Below are 17188 nucleotides of genomic sequence, written 5' to 3'. Positions count from 1 at the left end.
TGTTTAGAGGCGTGTTTAGTTTTCGGATTGCTTTGCCGCCGCCTCGGCGCGCTCGGCATTCCATGCAACGAGCGCCTCGTGAACCGCTTTGGCGACATCGGCAGGAATGCCTCGAACTTCCGCGATCTCTTGCTCGCTCGCCGCGCGCAAACGCTTCATCGAGCCAAAATGGCGCATAAGGGCACGTTTTCTGGTGGGTCCCACGCCTGGAACGTCATCGAGTACCGAAACCGTCATGGCTTTATCGCGCAATTCGCGATGGAACGTGATGGCAAAACGGTGCGATTCATCGCGCACCTGTTTAATTAGATAGAGCGACGCGGACCCGGTCGGCAGCACGACGGGAGTCTCGTCCCAAGGCACGAAAACCTCCTCATCGGCCTTTGCCAAGCCACAAACTGGTATATCGAGCCCAAGAGCCTCAAGTTGCTTCATCGCAGCGGTCAATTGCGGCTTACCGCCATCGACAACGAGCAAATCGGGGCGCGAGCCAAAGCGCTCGTCGGCCATGCGCTCGGGAGCATAACGTCGTCCCAAAACCTCGGACATCGACACGAAGTCGTTTGCCTCGTCCAATTCGGCCTGAATTTTAAAACGACGATACTGGCTCTTGTCGGCGCGCCCGTTGGTAAACACCACCATCGAGGCGACCGTAAAGGTGCCATGCAGTGTAGAGATATCGAAGCACTCGATACGCAACGGCGGCGATGGCAGCGCCAACGCACTTTCGAGCTCCAGGAGCGCTTGATTGGTGCGGTCGTCAGCGTACCCCGTTCGCATCATGTAGCGCATGAGGGCATGGCGCGCATTTTTGGATGCCATATCGAGCAGACGGTGCTTTTCGCCACGCTGCGGCCTATGGAGATGGCAGGAACGCTCACGCTTGCCCGCAAGCCACTCCCCCAGCGCTTCCGCATCCTCAAGCTCGACGGAAAGGTTGACCTCAGCTGGAATATCAGCCGTCTCGTCGTAATAGCGCTTAAGAAAGCCCGACTGGAGCTCTTCCTCGTCAACATCAAGACCCTTGTCGAGAATGAACTCGCAGGTGCGAACAGTTCGGCCCTCGCGAACGACGAAGACGCAAGCGGCGGAGATGGTCTCCTCGCGATAGAAACCGATGACATCTATATCGACACTGGAGGGAAAAACGACTTGCTGACGATCGTCCAGACCCCTGATGACCTCCAAACGACGTTTGACGCGTGCCGCGCGCTCAAAGTCGAGCGCCTCAGCGGCATCCGTCATCTCGGAGGTCAGCTCATCGACGACATCCTTGCGATGGCCCGACAAAAAGCGCTCGACACGCTTGACGTTCTTGGCATAGTCTGCCGGGGAAATCGCGCCGACACACGCACCCGGGCCGCGCCCGACATGGTAGTCAAAGCAGGGGCGCCCGTTTTGCGCGCAAATCATATTGACGATGTCTTCCTCGCCCTTGTGGGACTCGACGATACGGCGACAACGACGCCACTCCGCACAGGATGCGGAGCAGATGGGGATAACCTTGCGCAGCGTATCTATCGTCTCACGTGCCGCGCGGCTATCGGTATAAGGTCCAAAATAGCGCGTTCCCGGCTTATGACGCTCACGCGTGTATTTGATAGCGGGATACAGGTCGCCCTTTGTAATGGCGATAAAGGGGTAGCTCTTGTCATCCTTGAGGTCGACGTTAAAGTACGGATGGTACTGACCAATCAAATTGCGCTCGAGCACCAACGCCTCGTGCTCGGTCTCCACCACGATATAGTCAAAGCTCGCCACCAGCTGCATCATCAGCGGGATCTTCTGGCGCTCGTCCTGAAGCGTCACGTACTGACGCATACGGGCGCGCAGGTTTTTCGCCTTGCCCACGTAGATGACATCGCCCTTGGCATCCTTCCAAAGGTAGCATCCGGGCTGCGTGGGAACGCGCGAAACCTGCTCGGCAAGCGTTGGAATGTTGTCGTGACCGGCCACGCGCACCTACTTGCGACGAAGCAGCGCCGAGACCTCGGGCATCTTAAGGACGACGGCAAGGCCAAAGGTAACAGCAAGCGAGACGACACCCGCAACGCAAACATAGCCAAGAGTAATCAGAATCGAGCCGCCAAGTGCCCCGACAAAGTGTTCAAGCGCCCACATGACGCCGGCGCCTGCGGCAGCACCCAGGCCACCGAGCAAAAGGCCAAAGAAACCGCCATGTAGGATAGATTTGACCTGAAGGCCACGCAGGCGACGACGCAGCCACCACAGCGAACAGCCGACCAAGATCACGTAGTCGACGACATACGAAAGCGCGATTGCCGGCATACCGAAGCCCAGCACAACGCCAAACAGCAGAACCGAGCCGGCCTGGCCGATGGCGGAATACAGGCAATAGCGGCTATAGGGCTTCATGTCGAGCAAGGCAGAGAAGCTCTTCTGCATCAACACGACCACGCCGTAGAGCGGCAGCGAGAACGCCAGGTAGACAAGGAACTCGGACACCAGCGCCACGCCGGATTCATCGAACTTGCCGGCACAGTAAATCATGTTGAGCGGACGCGCGAAGACAATCAGGTACAGCGCAAACGGAATCAGGAAGAACAGCATCTGGGCGACGCCACGCGAAATGCCCGTGCGAACGCTGTCGTAATCCTTCTCCTGTGCGTCGTGAGAGAGCTCGGTATAGAGCGCCGTCGAAAGCGAGGCGGCAATCAGCGCGTAGGGCAGCGTGTACCACAGGCGCGCATAGGCGATGACGGAAGGGCCAGTCTCGGGCTGGACCACCAGCGCGGCAGCGTTGGTGATAGAAGTCGAGACAAACATGCACACCGTGGCGAGCAGCGTCGGGATACCGAGCGCAATCGTCTGGCGCAGCGCGGGGTCCTTAAAGTCGATATGGATATGGGGATGCACGCCGTGCTTGCCAAGCGCGGGAATCTGACATGCCATCTGAACAAAGACACCGAGGGTCGTACCGGCCGCAATCAAGATGATGCCGGCACGTTCGCCAAACTGTGCGGACACGGGCGCAAAACCCATAAAGCTCGCAATGACGATCACATTGTTGAGGACCGGGGCAAACGTCGACCAGAAGTAGTCGCGGTGTGCGTTGAGAACGCCCGAGAACACCGAACCCAAACCATAAAACAGAATCTGGATGGCAAAGAAACGGAACATGAACGCAGCGGTATCCATGCTGCCGCCGTCACCCGAAAGGAACGATTGCGTCCAGATAAAGCCCGGGGCGAACACGGTCCCCAGCAACGAAATGCCACCCAGCACCAAAAGCAGAATGCCGAGCAGGTTGCCCACGTACTCGTTAGAGGCCTCGCGACCCTGCTCACGCCTCACGCCCATGTACACGGGCAAAAACGCCGTCACGAGCATGCCGCCCATCACGAGTTCGTAGAGCATATTGGGCAGGTTGTTGGCGACCTGATAGGAGGACGAGAGTAGCGACATGCCGATAGCGGCCGCCATTGCCCACGTGCGGATAAAACCAGTGACGCGAGACACGATGGTCAGGATGGTCATAAGCCCGGCGGAACGACCAACCGTGGAGTAGTCCGACGAGCCCATGTCGTCAGTGTCATCTCGCGATGAAGAAGCTTCGGATGAGGGTGTCTGAGGCGCAGATTCTTCTGCAAAATGAGCTCCGCGCTTCAATTCTTCCTGCGGCATCGCTCAGTCCTCTCTCGTAATCGCGGCAACTGTCGCCCCGCAAAATGCAATTAAATCATCAGGTGCAAGCTCGAGCTGATAACCACGCTTGCCTCCCGAAATAAAAATGGTATCCCAAAGGACACATGTCTCATCAATGAGCGTCCGGTAGCGTTTTTTCATACCGACCGGACTGCAGCCGCCGCGAACGTAGCCAGTCGCCGCAAGCAAATCCTTCACATGCATCATGGCCAAGGACTTCTCCCCCGCGGCACGCGCGGCGGACTTTAGATCGAGCTCGTCGGCAACAGGGATGCAGCACACGACGTGGTCGTTGGACGGCGTCACGCAGACCAAGGTCTTAAATCCTTGTCCGGGCTCCTCGCCAAGCTGCTCCGAAATCGCGACCCCCAGGCCCGCCGACTCATCACCATCGTCTTCGTACGTATGTAGAACATAGGAAATGCCGGCGCTTTCCAGCTCGCGCATCGCATTGGTTTTTGGCGTCTTTACAGCCTTTGCCATGGCATATCCTTTCCCTCGCATTCGGACGCAAGGATTAAGTATATGTCCAATTCGGCTGCATACGTCACTTCGACACAGCAAGCGCCATCGAATCACAAGGAGTCGATGGCGCCCATAAACTGAATCGCCTATTTATTGAGCATCAAGTTGAGCCTGACGCTCCCGGTCACGCCTGAGCAACGGCGCCAAAAACTTGCCCGTATAACTCTGCGGACAGTCCGCAACCTGCTCCGGTGTGCCCGAAACCACGACGGTTCCGCCGCCGTTACCGCCCTCGGGGCCCATATCGATCAGGCGGTCGGCAACCTTGATGACATCAAGGTTGTGTTCAATCACCAGCACCGTGTTGCCCGCATCGACCAAGCGCTGCAGCACATCGAGCAGCTGGCGGACGTCCTCAAAATGAAGGCCGGTCGTCGGCTCATCCAAAATATAGAACGTCTTGCCCGTCTGGCGTCGATGAAGCTCCTTGGCGAGCTTCACACGCTGCGCCTCGCCGCCCGAGAGCGTCGTAGCGGGCTGGCCCAGGCTCACGTAGCCCAAGCCTACATCGTACAGCGTCTGGAGCTTGCGCTTAATCTGCGGGATATTCCCAAAGAAGGCCAGTGCCTCGGTGACGCTCATGTCGAGCACGTCCGAGATAGTCTTACCACGGTAGGTGACCTCAAGCGTCTCGCGGTTATAGCGTTTGCCGCCGCAGACCTCACAGGGGACATAGATATCGGGAAGGAAGTGCATCTCGATCTTAATTTGTCCGTCGCCCTTGCATGCTTCGCAGCGACCGCCGCTCACGTTAAAGGAGAAACGTCCCGGCGAGTAGCCGCGCGCCTTCGACTCCGGCGTACTCGCAAACAGCGCGCGAAGATCATCCCACAGGCCAATGTACGTAGCAGGGTTGGAACGCGGCGTGCGGCCAATCGGCGACTGGTCGATATCGATAACCTTATCGATACACTCGATGCCCTCGATTTTCTTATACGGACCCACAGGGCGCGTCGAACGGTGAATGGCATTCGTAAGGGCAGGTGCGATAGTGTCGGTAACCAGGGAGCTCTTACCCGATCCCGACACGCCGGTAACGACCGTAAGCGTACCAAACTCGATCTTGGCGGTAACGTTTTTGAGGTTGTTGGCGCGGGCGCCCGTGATCTTAAGGCAGCCGCGACCGGGCTTGCGGCGTTCATCGGGAACCCGGATCATTCGTTTGCCGGTCAGATAAGCGCCCGTCATCGACTCGGGACACGCCATGATATCGGCAGGCGTTCCCGCCGCGACTACGTGTCCGCCGTTCACGCCCGCGCCGGGGCCCATGTCGATCACATAGTCGGCAGCACGAATCGTATCCTCATCATGCTCGACGACGATGACGGTATTGCCGATATCGCGTAGGCGCTCAAGCGTCTTGATCAGGCGCTCGTTATCGCGCTGATGGAGGCCAATCGATGGCTCGTCCAAAATGTACAGGACACCCATGAGGCCGGCGCCGATCTGCGTTGCCAGGCGAATGCGCTGGGCCTCGCCTCCGGAAAGCGTCGCCGAGGCACGATCGAGGGTCAGATAGTCGAGTCCGACATCGACCAGAAAACGCAAGCGCTCCAGGATTTCCTTGACGATGCGCCCGCCGATAAACTGTTGGCGCTCGGTGAGTTCCAGGCCCTCAAAAAACTCGAGCGACTCACGGCACGATAGGCAGCAGACCTCGTAAATGGACTTGCCGCCCACGGTGACGGCGAGCATCTCGGGGCGCAAACGAGCGCCGTGGCAGCTCGAGCACGGCTCCTCGCGGATGTACTTCTCCAAGCGCGCCTTGGTGTTCTCATTCGTCGTCTCGGTATAGCGCTCGTACAGGATATTGCGCACGCCCGAGAACTTGGTGTCCCACTGGCTGCGGCGCCCATCGAGCTTTTGATAGTCGACCGAAATCTTCTGGTCGCCCATGCCGTCTAAAAACGCGCGACGCACCCGCGGAGGCAGATCCTCCCACGGCGTATCGACGCTCACCTTAAAGTGTTTGCAGACCGCAGCGAAAATCTGTGGATAGTAGTTAGAGTTGCCAAACAGGCTGCCAAAGACCCCGTCGGCGATCGACTTCGAGGGGTCTTCGATTAGGGCCTCGGCATCGACCGTCTTCTTAAGGCCCAGGCCATCGCACTCTGGGCACGCGCCATAGGGCGCGTTGAACGAGAAATCACGCGGCTGCAGGTCATCGATGGAGTGCCCATGCTCCGGGCACGCTAACGCCAGCGAATACTCCAGCAACTCGCCTTCGGTCCCCTCGGGAGCGTCGCGGTCGGGCAGCAAGTATACGTTCACATTGCCGTGCGCCAGCACGGTCGCCTGCTCAACAGACTCGGCGATACGGCCCAGAGAGTTCTCACGGATCACGATGCGGTCGACCACGACCTCGATATCGTGCTTGAACTTCTTGTCCAGATCGATCGGATCGTCGAGCGAGCGCACTTCACCGTCGACACGCACGCGGCTAAAGCCCTCGGCGCGAAGATCCTCAAACAGTTTGGTGTACTCGCCTTTTCGCCCGCGCACCACCGGTGCCAGCACAAACGCGCGGCGGCCCTCCCCCGCCGTCAAGACCTTGTCGGCAACCTGGTCGGTCGTCTGGCGCTCAATGACACGGCCGCATTCGGGACAGTGCGGGGTGCCCACACGGGCGAACAGCAGGCGCAGATAGTCATAAATCTCGGTTACGGTGCCAACCGTCGAGCGAGGGTTTTTAGACGTCGTCTTTTGGTCGATCGACACCGCCGGCGAAAGGCCGTCGATTGAATCCAAGTCGGGTTTGTCCATCTGTCCCAAGAACTGGCGCGCATAGCTCGAAAGACTCTCGACGTATCGACGCTGGCCCTCGGCATAGATAGTGTCAAATGCCAGCGAACTCTTGCCCGAGCCAGAAAGACCGGTAATGACCACGAGTTGGTCACGCGGAATGGAAACATCGATATCACGGAGGTTGTGCTCACGGGCGCCGCGAATAACGATAGAAGAATCAGACATGGAAGCTCCTTGCCTCCTATTGCATCGAATCATACTGCCGATGAGTTTAGCGCACTCGACGCGCACAGATGTTCGTAATACAAGATTCGCAGACCTTTAGCTTTGCGTATCGGGCGCTTTGTTTCTCGAAATGCCGTGGAAAGGTTACAGTAATCTAATACTGAACTTAATTTGCTGTACCAGAGGAACGTCCATGACCGAAGATATCCCCCTTGAAATCACTTCGAGCGACATGGCCAATCTGCCCATATTCATCGCCGTCCTTATCGTGGCCGCCGTCGTCGTGCGCGTGTATTTTTCAATCAAACGCAACGAAAAGCCACCCATTGCCCGCGTCTTTTGGTGCGCGACGCTCCTCATCCCGCTCGGCGTGGTAGCTGCATGGGTTACGAATCAATTGCTCGTAAATGAGGGCAGCTCCCTATGGGTCCTTTCTTATTCGGCGCTCGGTGCTGCCGCCGTCATGCTTCTTGTCGAGCCCTTGGTTTCGGGACTTATCGACCAAACCGACCTTGCGACGGGAACGGTTGCCTGTATTTGCCGTGACATCCTTGTCATCGCCGCTGTTTCAGCGCTCTCGTTCGTTTCACTCGAAATTGCCTGCAACGAAACGTTCTATCGCATTCCCGCCAACTCATTCGGGTTTTCCGTCGGGCTGCTCGCGACGGTTCTGCTCTCCCTTTATTTGCTGGGACAGCGTCATGGAGGCGTCATGGCTCTCGTGCCCGTCGTCTGCTGCATCCTTGGCATTGCCGAGCACTTCGTCATAACGTTTAAAGGCGAAGCCATCCTGCCAAGCGATATCTTGGCCCTTGGCACCGCAATGGAAGTGAGCGAGGGATACGAGTTTACCTTTACCGCCGGAATCGTAACTTCTCTCGCCCTGCTGGAGATTTCCCTGGGGCTTCTTTCGCTCATCCGACCGCGAAAGCTCCGTACGCCCACCCATGTCTTCCCCGCTATCGCCGCTAACCTCTGTGCTTTTCTGCTAGTGACCGTTGTGGGGCTCTCAGGCTTTTCCAACATCGACTTGGAGCAGGCGCTGGATTTTGGATTTGACCGTTGGCAGCCCATCACCACGTATGCGTCTCAGGGTTTTATCACTTCGTTCACCGAAATGGTCAACGAGTTGCCCATTGAGAAGCCCGAAGACTATACGCCCGATGAGGCGCAGAGCATCGAGCAGGAGCTCGCCGCCGCCTACGACAGCACATATGGCTCGAGCGAGCAGCGCGCGGCGGCCGTTGCCCAGTTCAATGAAATCAAGCCGACGATTGTTGCCGTCATGAATGAGAGTTTTAGCGACCTTTCGTGCTTTGAGCAGCTCCAGGCGGCCGGGTACACCGGCCCCGCATTCTACAACTCGCTTCCCGACACACTTGTTCGCGGCACCATGCTCGCTTCGGTCGCCGGTGGCGGAACGGCGAACTCCGAATTCGAATTTTTGACCGGAGCGACAACGGCCTTTGTCGGATTAGGCAAGATCCCCTATCAGCTGTATCAGATGAATGGCGTAAACAGCCTGGCAAAGGACCTTAAAGAGCTTGGGTATACCACTACCGCTATGCACCCGCAAAACCCCGTCAACTACCATCGAGATAAAATCTATCAGCAGCTGGGCTTTGGAGACTTTCTTTCAATCGGCGATTTCGAAGGTGCGCCCTATTACCATGCCGGCGTATGCGACTACGTCACCTACGACAAGATACTCGACCTGCTTAGAACCGACGAAGCGCCGCAGTTCATCTTTGACGTCACGATGCAAAATCACGGCGGCTACGACTATGGCACCGTTCCCGCCGAAGAGCTGACAAACTATTGGGTCGAGGGAGCCAGCGAAGGCGCCAACAGCGCGCTCAACACCTATCTCACCTGCATCAACGCATCCGACCGGGACCTCGAGTACTTTATCAACGAGCTCCGCAACATCGGCAGACCGGTTGTTCTTGTCTTTTTTGGCGACCATCAGCCGAGCGCCGCAACGACTCTCAACGACGAGCTGTGCCCTCAGGAAGATACGGCAAGCCACGCTTTCCGTATCTATCAGTCGACATATCTCGTCTGGGCTAACTATGAGATCGCCGGCAATACCGAGCTCAACGTCTACGACACCGTCGGGGCAAACGAGATTGCAGCCATTACCCTTAATAAGATCGGCGCCCCGCTCACCAATTACCAAAAGGCCCTGCTTGCGACAAGGTCAGATGTGCCCACCATCAATGTCGCCGGCTATCTCGGTGCCGACGGGCTGCGCTACGACTTGGAATCGGAAGACAGCCCCTACGCCTCGACGATCGACAAGCTGCAGCGCATGCAATACCTCGAGTTCGCCAGCAAAGTTCAGTAAGCCCGCCCATTCGCTTGGGCCCATCGTATTGCAAGCACGCTCGGCCCAAACGCATCGCAAATGACTCCCGCTCGCAAACGAGGGTACAATGACGCTCGTGTCACATCGCGGGGCCCCGGCCCCAGCATATACAAAGGAGTCATACATGGGTTGCGAACACGCACAGGCCGCCGGCGGACAAACGTCGCCGTCGCAATTTGAGGAGAACACGCTGTCCGAGGTCAAGCGCGTCATCGCCGTGCTTTCCGGCAAGGGCGGTGTCGGCAAGTCGTTTGTCACCGGTGCCATCGCCACCGAGCTTGCCCGTCACGGCCACAAGGTCGGCGTCCTCGATGCCGACATCACCGGTCCCTCTATCCCCAAGATGTTCGGTATGAGTGGACGCCACGTCCATGCCCTTGGCAACCTTATGCTGCCCGAAATCTCCGAGCACGGCGTCAAGGTCATGAGCTCCAACCTGCTGCTCCAAAACGAGACCGACCCCGTCCTTTGGCGCGGTCCGGTCATCGCAGGCGCCATTAGGCAGTTCTGGAGCGAGACCTCGTGGGGCCCCATCGACTACCTACTGGTCGACATGCCTCCGGGAACAGGCGACGTCGCGCTCACCGTCTTCCAGTCGCTGCCGGTCGACGGCATCGTCATTGTCACGAGCCCGCAGGATCTGGTCTCGATGATCGTCGCCAAGGCGGTCAACATGGCCGAGAAGATGAACGTCCCCATTCTGGGCATTGTCGAGAACATGAGCTATATTGAGTGCCCTGACTGCGGCAAGAAGATCGAGGTCTTTGGCAAGAGCAAGCTCCCCGAGGTCGCAGAGCGCTATAACCTCGACATCTTGGGCCAGCTTCCCATTAATCCGGCACTCGCCGAGGCCTGCGATAAGGGCGAGGTCGAGACCGCGCTGCCCGATGGCATGTTGCCCAAGGCAGTCTCTGCCGTCGAGGCTATTACCCCGCACGAGACCGACGAGGCCTAAGTGAACGCGAGCGCCCTCTATGACGTCTTGGTAATCGGCGGCGGGGCTTCAGGCCTCGCCGCCGCCATTACGGCCGCACGCGCTGGCAAAAGCGTCTGCATCGTTGAGCGCGATGTCGCCTGCGGCCTCAAGCTCCTTGCGACCGGTAACGGCCGTTGCAACCTCTCCAACGAATCGATTGATCCTCAGCGGTATAACCACCCCGCATTCGTCGAATCCGTCATGGGCCCCCAGCCCGAACAAGAGCTTATGGGTTTCTTCTCCTCGCTGGGCATCATGACAACCTCCGAGGAAGGCCGGCTGTACCCGCGCTCCCTTCGCGCCGAATCGGTGCGCGACGCGCTTCTCAACGTTTGCGACCGCCTAGGTATCACCTTAATCTGCGGAGCCAACGTTGCCACGGCGCACAAAGCTTCCGAAGGCTGGGCACTCCAAATAGACCGTCCAGCGCGGGCGCTCAAGGCAAAAAAGCACGACGACCGAAAATCGGAGCTCCGCTCGCTTCGGAAGGCGCTCGCCGATGTCCCTCGCAAGAACGAGGCCCTGCAGGCACATGCCGTAATTATCGCTACGGGCGGCAACCCCACCGGTATCGCAAAGACGTTCGATCTTTCCCTCACCCCGCAGCACCCCGTCCTCTGCCCTGTGTCGGCATCGGTCTTCGGCGACCGGACTGCGCTCAAGACACTGGATGGCCTGCGCGTCCGCGCCCGTTTGACGCTCACCCGCAATCACGAGGGGCTCTGGCGCGAAGACGGCGAAGTGCTCTTCCGAACCTTTGGCATCTCGGGCGTTGCCGCCTTTAACCTCTCCCGTCGCGTCCAGTGCGGCGACACGATTCTGCTCGACGTTTTCCCCGACCTCTCCAAAGACGAGTTGCTCGATATGCTCAACCAGCGAGTTGAGTTGCTCGGCGGCTTTTCACCCCGCGATCCCCGCTGGCTCGACGGCATGCTCGCCCCGCAGTTCTCTCACGTTGTCTGCACCGCATTCGAACAGTGCCACCCCGGGTCGTACGACGCCATCCATCTGGTCTCAATCCTCAAGCATTTTAAGCTGCTCGTCGAGGGAACGACAGAGGAGCGTTCGGCCCAGGTCACGCGCGGCGGCGTGCCCATCGAGAGTGTCTCAGCTCCCAACCTCTGCGTGAGCAACGCGGCAGGCGCCCCACTTTACATCTGTGGCGAGGCGCTCGACATCGATGCCGATTGCGGCGGTTTCAACCTTGCGTGGGCTTGGATCTCGGGTATTCGCGCTGCAAGCAGCCTATAGCCGCGCAGTCTATAATCAAAACGCATTCGGGCCGTCTGGGACACCGAGCGGCCTCTTTTTTGCATCTAAGGAGACCTCGATGATCGAAATCACCCAAGTCCACGCGTCGCTCGATGAGGCCGGCGACGAAAAAGCCTGCCTCATCGTTGGCAAGCGAGTCGTCAAACGCGTCCTGCGTTGCAAAGACTCCGAGATCAAGTCCATCGAGCTCCACCGCAAGTCAATCGACGCTCGCAAAAAACGAGACGTCCATTTTATCCTGAGCTTTCGTGTTGAGCTGACTAGTCCCCACCTCGAGCGAGAAGCGATCGACAGCGTTGCCGAGCGTGACCGCTCGCGCGTACGCGCGATAGAAGACTATGAGCCTTCATTCCCCTCCCCCGCCTCCGACGCACCTCAAGAACGCCCTGTCGTTGTCGGCGCCGGATGCGCCGGCCTTTTCGCTGCGCTTACGCTCGCCGAAGCAGGTCTTAAGCCCTTGCTCATCGAGCGCGGCGACCCGGCATTTCGCCGCTCGCGGGCGATCGACCTCTTTCTAAAGGAGCGCATCCTCGACCCCGAGAGCAATATCCAGTTTGGTCTGGGCGGCGCGGGGACCTTCTCGGACGGCAAGCTCAATACGGGAACAAAAAATCCCGCCCATCGTCTTATCCTCGAAACCTTCGTCGAGGCGGGTGCGCCCCGCGATATTCTGTGGGATGCCAAGCCGCACATTGGCTCCGACATCCTTCCCAAGGTTGTCACCGCTATATCCCAGCGCATCGAGCAGCTCGGAGGTGTCGTCCGTTATCGAACGAAGCTCGTCGACATTCGCATCGACGCGTCTGGCGCCATCACCGGCATTGATGTCCAATCGTCCCAAGACGCCGCTTACGAGTCAATCGAGACAAAGCACCTCATCCTCGCCTGCGGGCATTCTGCTCGCGATATTTTTGAGCTCCTTAAGGACCACAACGTGGCCCTCGCACAAAAGACCTTTGCCATGGGCGTTCGCATCGAGCATCCGCAACGCGACATCGACCGAGCCCAATATGGAGCCTCGGCGGGACATCCAGCGCTCGGGGCGGCCCCCTACAAACTTGTTGCCCATCTTCCCAACGGCCGCAGCGTGTTCTCGTTTTGCATGTGCCCCGGCGGGCAGGTTGTCGCCGCCTCTTCCGAGCAGGGCCATCTGTGCGTCAACGGGGCCAGTCTCAATGCCCGCGACGGACGCAACGCAAATGCCGCCCTGCTCGTTAACGTCACGCCTGAGGACCTTCCCAACAATGACCCGCTCGCCGGCATCGAGCTCCAGCGTGCCTGCGAGGCGGCCGCCTATCGCCTGGGCGGTTCCAACTGGAACGCACCAGCACAGCTCGTCGGAGATTTCCTCGCAGGACGCGCCAGTAAGGCGCCCGGAAAGGTAAAGCCCACCTATCCGCTCGGTGTGACCTGGACGGCAATTGACGAAGCCCTGCCGCAGCATATCATCGAGTCGCTCCGCCTGGGACTTCCCCTACTCGGAAAAAAGCTACGCGGCTACGACTGCCCCGATGCCGTTCTTACCGGCGTGGAGACTCGTTCGAGCTCACCGGTCACTGTCACCCGAGACCGAACGTGCCATGCCGTGTCGACCCCGGGCCTCTACCCTTGTGGTGAGGGAGCTGGATATGCCGGCGGCATCATGAGCGCGGCCACCGACGGCATCCGTTGTGCCGAAGCCCTGATCGCAGACCTCTAACGCACGAATTCCAGCGCGCAAAAGACACAGGCCCCAAGCTCCACAGGGAACTCGGGGCCTGTTCACTATTTCTTAAACCGTGCACCCTGGCGTTTTCTGCCCGATGCGAACGTGGAACCCTTGCGGGCCTGCGAACGTAAGCGCTCGATCGTCTCGTCCTCAGACGCACCCTCGAGCATCGCCCGAATCTGAACGACGGCATCGCGCAGGCGCGCCGCCTCCTCAAAGTCCATGGCGGCAGAAGCGTTACGCATATCCTCTTCCATGGTTTCGACGATCCGCACGAGCTCGTCATGCGGCAGTTCTTCCAACTGCTCCGCAAGTGTCTGCTCGGGCGCCACTGTTTCCGGCACGCCACCCTCGCCCAACTCATCGGGCGTATAGAATGCGCCATGGCCAAGAGAGTCGCCCTTCGAGCGTCCCTTGGAACCCACGGTTTTTTCGGCCTCGGCAATAAAACTTGAGATGTCGTTGATGGCCTTGCGCACCGTCTTGGGCACAATGCCATGTTCTTCGTTATATGCCATCTGAATCTCGCGGCGGCGCTGCGTCTCCTCGATGGCCTCTTTCATCGAATCGGTCACAACGTCTGCATACATGATGACTTCGCCATCGGCGTTACGGGCCGCGCGGCCAATCGTCTGAATCAGCGAACGGCGGTTGCGCAAGAAGCCTTCCTTATCGGCATCGAGAATTGCCACCAGTGAGACCTCGGGGAGATCCAAGCCCTCGCGAAGCAGGTTGATGCCAACGAGAACATCAATCTTTCCCTCGCGCAGCGTTCGCAGGATCTCGACACGGTCCATCGTCGCTGTATCGGAGTGCATGTAATTGACCTTAATGCCGGCATCAAGCAGATGGTCGGTCAGGTCCTCGGCCATGCGCTTGGTGAGCGTGGTCACCAGCACGCGCTCCTTGCGGGCAACGCGCTCGCGAATCTCGTCCTCAAGATCGTCAATCTGCCCACGAACCGGACGCACATCGATCTTGGGGTCGAGCAGACCGGTCGGACGAATAATCTGCTCCACGTCGTTTTGGCTCACCCGCAGCTCGTAGTCGCCCGGTGTGGCCGAAACATAGATAAACTGGGGTATCCTTGCCTCAAACTCATCGAAACGAAGCGGGCGATTATCGAGTGCCGAGGGCAGGCGAAAACCGTGTTCCACCAGCGTTACCTTACGCGAGCGGTCACCTTCGTGCATACCGCGAATCTGCGGCACCGTCACATGGCTCTCATCGATGATGCAGAGCATGTCCTTAGGAAAGTAATCGATCAGGGTAAACGGCGGCTCACCCGGCTTACGCCCGTCCAGATGACGCGAGTAGTTCTCGATGCCGTTGCAAAAGCCCATCGTTTCGAGCATCTCGAGATCATAGTCGGTACGCTGCTGCAGACGCTGTGCCTCGAGCAACTTATCAGTCGCCTTGAGCTCGGCCACACGCTTCTCGCACTCTTCACTGATTGATTTCAGAGCGGCCTTGACCTTTGGCTTCTCGGTCACGTAATGCGAGGCCGGCCATACGGGGATGGCCTCGTACTCACGAAGCATCTCTCCGGTAACCTCATCGATCTCGGCAATCAGCTCGACCTCGTCACCAAAGAACTCAAACCGCAACGGATGCTCGGCATAAGGCGGATACACGTCGACGACATCACCGCGCACGCGGAACGTGCCGCGCGCCAGGTCATAGTCATTGCGATCATATTGAATGTCGATAAGCGCATGGATAAAGTCATCGCGCTCGAGCGGCACCTTCTTGTCGACGTTTGGAGCCAGACCCGCATAGTCCTCAGGAGAGCCAATGCCATAGATACACGAGACTGATGCGACAACGATCACATCGCGTCGAGATAGCAGCGATGCGGTCGCCTGATGGCGCAGCATCTCGACCTCTTCGTTAATCGAGGAGTCTTTCTCGATATATGTATCGCTTTGCGGCACATACGCCTCGGGCTGATAGTAGTCGTAGTACGAGACAAAGTAGACCACAGCGTTGTTGGGAAAGAACTCTTTGAGCTCGCTCGCAAGCTGAGCGGCGAGCGTTTTATTGGGAGCCATGACCAGCGTCGGCTTCCCCAGGGCCTCAATAGTCTTAGCCATCGTGAAGGTCTTGCCCGAACCAGTCACGCCCAGCAAAACCTGATAGCGATCTCCGTCCCTCACACCCTGCACAAGCGACTCAATGGCCTTAGGCTGAGAACCTGCAGGCTCATAGGGAGAAACGACTTCAAACGGCACCTCAGCGCCCTCAACGCCAAAGCGCTTAAGTTCACCGCCAACGCGTTCTACTTCAAATTCCGCCATGGATACTCCTAACTCATATATCTGCAGTATACGCAGGCGGCAGGCATAGTCCTATACGAACCGATCGGGATAGAGGGTCTTATAGCGAACCCAGGCATTATTGACGCGAATCAGATACGCCTGCGTCTCGGGAAAGGTGATTGCATTGTGCAGCGACGTACTTTGCTGCGCCCATCCGTCGACATTGCCCATGCCGGCGTTATAGGCGGCAATAGCGCTATCCGTCGACCCGTTGAAATACGTTAAGAGATACGAGAGGTACGCACAGCCAAACTCGATATTCGTAGCCGGATCGTTAAGGTTGTCGGCCGAATACTCCCCACCGTCGACAAGACCCTTGGCGATCATATCCTGGGCAGTCTCGGGCATCAGCTGCATCAATCCCTGAGCACCCTGATTCGACTCAGCCTCGGGATCCCAATTCGATTCCGACTTAATGACAGCGCACACCAGATACGGATCCAGATTATGCGAAATACTCGATTGCTTTACATACGCCTCGTAGTCAATTGGATACAAAGGCTTAAAGAAGGCGGCAGGAGCATACGAGTAGACGAGCGAAATAAGGCCGAAGGCAAAAACGGCAGCCAGCGGTATAAGGCGATACCACGCAAAGAAACGTGTCTTAGGCATCGGCATCCTCCTGATTCGCAGTGTCTATAAACCCATGGCATGCAAGCCATGAGTCAAGCTGCTCAAAGAGCGAATTATCACCTGCGGTATTATCAATCACCGTTGTAGCGAGATTGCACAGCGCAGACTCATCGGGCTGGCAAGCAGAACGGGCATCGAAATCAGATGGCTCCATGCCACGCTGAATAGCACGCTTGCGACGAACTGACAAAGGGGCGCTGATGACCAGAATTTCATCAGCCAAGCCAAATCCATCCTCAAAACCAGTCGGGGCAGAAACCTCGACCACCGCAAAGGGGTAACGGGGGGAAGAAACCGTGCAGCAAACCGGATCAAGAATCCTCAGTGACAGCTGCTCAATGAGAACGGGGTGCACAATGCTATTGAGCCTCGCGACCGCATCAGGAGAAACAAAAGCTCGAGAAGCGAGTATGTTACGGCGAACGCCGCCCTCCTCGTCCAAAATATCCCAGCCAAATTCTTCCGCGAGGGCATTGACGATATCGGAGCCTGGCACATACAGCGATTTGGCAAGTTCGTCCAGATCGATAAGCATGGCGCCATGAGATTCGAGATAGCGGCAGGCAGTCGACTTACCCGAAGCAATATTGCCCAAGACAAAAACGGTAAACATCAAGTCCTCCCTAACGCCAATGGGAGTTATTATCGCGCAAATACAAAAGAAGGACTCAAAATACAGCCAAACAGTAAGACAAGCTAAGAGAAGGCGAGTTCTTGTATTACAGCTCTCTATAAAACGCAAAAAAGGGGGA

The 17188-nt window shown here is 58.0% G+C and carries 11 protein-coding genes; 4 read left to right on the top strand and 7 right to left on the bottom strand.

Translation table 11 applies throughout. The annotated features are described in order from the left end of the window. Nucleotides 1–15 precede the first annotated feature (15 nt). From uvrC to uvrA, 4 genes are all read right to left on the bottom strand, one after another. Nucleotides 16–1956, bottom strand: a complete 1941-nt coding sequence (gene uvrC, locus DW754_RS09455) for an excinuclease ABC subunit UvrC (protein ID WP_369832170.1) — start codon at nucleotides 1954–1956, stop codon at nucleotides 16–18. A gap of 6 nt (nucleotides 1957–1962) precedes the next feature. Continuing rightward, nucleotides 1963–3543 (bottom strand): murein biosynthesis integral membrane protein MurJ, encoded by a 1581-nt coding sequence (gene murJ / locus DW754_RS09450; protein ID WP_117759563.1) that lies wholly within the window; start codon nucleotides 3541–3543, stop codon nucleotides 1963–1965. 105 nt (nucleotides 3544–3648) lie between these two features. After that, on the bottom strand, nucleotides 3649–4149 hold the full coding sequence (gene ybaK / locus DW754_RS09445) for a Cys-tRNA(Pro) deacylase (RefSeq protein WP_117746693.1): 501 nt from the start codon (nucleotides 4147–4149) through the stop codon (nucleotides 3649–3651). 132 nt (nucleotides 4150–4281) lie between these two features. Next, nucleotides 4282–7161: an excinuclease ABC subunit UvrA gene (uvrA, locus tag DW754_RS09440; protein ID WP_117759565.1), complete on the bottom strand. Its 2880-nt coding sequence runs from the start codon at nucleotides 7159–7161 to the stop codon at nucleotides 4282–4284. A 193-nt stretch (nucleotides 7162–7354) separates the two neighbouring features. Here uvrA and DW754_RS09435 point away from each other — a divergent pair, with 193 nt between their 5' ends. The 4 genes from DW754_RS09435 (at nucleotide 7355) to DW754_RS09420 (ending at nucleotide 13476) form a co-directional block, all read left to right on the top strand. After that, nucleotides 7355–9508, top strand: coding sequence for an LTA synthase family protein (locus DW754_RS09435; protein WP_158561648.1), 2154 nt, complete (start codon nucleotides 7355–7357; stop codon nucleotides 9506–9508). Nucleotides 9509–9653: 145 nt separating this feature from the next. Beyond that, a complete protein-coding gene (locus tag DW754_RS09430; protein ID WP_022094864.1) occupies nucleotides 9654–10484 on the top strand; it encodes an Mrp/NBP35 family ATP-binding protein in 831 nt (276 codons plus the stop codon). Next, nucleotides 10485–11756: an NAD(P)/FAD-dependent oxidoreductase gene (locus DW754_RS09425; protein WP_117759569.1), complete on the top strand. Its 1272-nt coding sequence runs from the start codon at nucleotides 10485–10487 to the stop codon at nucleotides 11754–11756. It begins immediately after the preceding gene. Between the two features lie 79 nt (nucleotides 11757–11835). Next, nucleotides 11836–13476, top strand: coding sequence for an NAD(P)/FAD-dependent oxidoreductase (locus DW754_RS09420; RefSeq protein WP_117759571.1), 1641 nt, complete (start codon nucleotides 11836–11838; stop codon nucleotides 13474–13476). Nucleotides 13477–13541: 65 nt separating this feature from the next. Here the strand turns inward: DW754_RS09420 and uvrB are convergent, their stop codons facing one another. The 3 genes from uvrB to coaE are packed head-to-tail and all read right to left on the bottom strand — an operon-like array spanning nucleotide 13542 to nucleotide 17049. Beyond that, a complete protein-coding gene (uvrB, locus tag DW754_RS09415; protein ID WP_117640771.1) occupies nucleotides 13542–15782 on the bottom strand; it encodes an excinuclease ABC subunit UvrB in 2241 nt (746 codons plus the stop codon). Between the two features lie 51 nt (nucleotides 15783–15833). Then, entirely contained in the window at nucleotides 15834–16415 is a 582-nt protein-coding gene (locus DW754_RS09410) for a lytic transglycosylase domain-containing protein (RefSeq protein ID WP_117759573.1), read from the bottom strand. Further along, nucleotides 16408–17049, bottom strand: coding sequence for a dephospho-CoA kinase (gene coaE / locus DW754_RS09405; RefSeq protein ID WP_117759575.1), 642 nt, complete (start codon nucleotides 17047–17049; stop codon nucleotides 16408–16410). Before coaE ends, DW754_RS09410 begins: the two co-directional genes overlap by 8 nt. Nucleotides 17050–17188 lie beyond the last annotated feature (139 nt).

The organism is Collinsella sp. AM29-10AC, assembly GCF_003469085.1.
Classification (GTDB): domain Bacteria; phylum Actinomycetota; class Coriobacteriia; order Coriobacteriales; family Coriobacteriaceae; genus Collinsella.
This window is presented reverse-complemented; position numbering and strand designations above follow the sequence as displayed.